Here is a 1,101-nt window from a genome sequence, read left to right as displayed (position 1 = left end):
TTCTTCTACGCCACCGGCAGAAGCTCCTATTGCAATGACATACTGGGGATCTGACGTGAACATAGTTTTCTTTAAAAAGAGTGAACCGGAAAATCAAGAAACATATCCTGAAGGGGAAGAATTGGCAGTTAATTCAAATGTATTAAATATTCTACTCCTGTGTCGCCTGTACTTCTTCTTAAGTATACTGGATATAATCGTCAGAATTAGATTCGGTATTATATTTTGCTCCATGTAAAGTAACCGCTGGTAATAAGTTTAAAATTTGACACGTAGACCACACATTCAAGAACTTATAAAAAATGTAACTTTTGCTTATGTTAACGAAAAGCTTAAAATAAGTATTAAGTTCATTTTTGCCGGAACTGAAGTATTGGCGTATATAGTTTCCCTTATTGTATATAGACTCTATGCACATGGATAAGCCTAAATTTGTTATTGCGGTAGGTGCTTCGGCAGGGGGCCTGAATGCCCTATCTGAATTTGTCGCACAATTGCAGCCCGATCTGGACGCCGCAATTTTTATTGTCATGCATTTATCCCACACCAGTATCAGTGATTTTTTAGTGCATAATTTAAAACAGCGTACCGCTTTACCCTGTGAAGTAGCTGTTGATGGCGCACCCATAAAAAAAGGCCATATCTATGTCGCATCGCCTAATCTTCACTTACTGGTAAAAAAAGAGACTATCGTTCTGGGGCATGGGCCGGAAGAAAACCGGTGGCGTCCATCCATAGACGTGTTGTTTCGTTCGGCGGCAGCGGCATACAGTAACCGGGCCATTGGGGTAGTTTTAACCGGTTTGCTCGATGACGGTACCACCGGTATGCTGGCTATCAAAAGAAGCGGCGGCACGTGTATGGTGCAGGACCCTAACGAAGCCGAATACCCGGATATGCCCTTGTCGGTACTGAATAACATGGAAGTGAATTACTGCATATCCCTGGCCAGTATGGGAGAGGTGATTTTGGGCATTACCCAAACCAGCCCCGAAGAAATTCCAGCGCCTCCGGATGTTATGATAGAATCGGAAATTGCGGAACGGGTAGTGGTGGATTATGACAACGTGAAACAATTGGGTGAGAAAAGTATTTACGCCT

Annotated in this window: 2 protein-coding genes; both read left to right on the top strand. The window is 43.0% G+C overall.

Translation table 11 applies throughout. The features are described from left to right. On the top strand, positions 1 to 238 hold a 238-nt coding region (locus tag ACFS7Z_RS27245), incomplete at its 5' end, for a hypothetical protein (RefSeq protein ID WP_377492648.1). Positions 239 to 416: 178 nt separating this feature from the next. Further along, positions 417 to 1,101, top strand: a 685-nt coding sequence (locus ACFS7Z_RS27240) for a chemotaxis protein CheB (RefSeq protein WP_377492645.1), incomplete at its 3' end; no start/stop codon positions are given.

Origin of the sequence: Pontibacter toksunensis, assembly GCF_042686245.1 — a bacterium.
In the GTDB taxonomy this organism is placed as follows: Bacteria; Bacteroidota; Bacteroidia; order Cytophagales; family Hymenobacteraceae; genus Pontibacter; species Pontibacter toksunensis.
The sequence above is the reverse complement of the archived record's forward strand: the minus strand, read 5'-3'. Positions and strand labels throughout refer to the sequence as shown.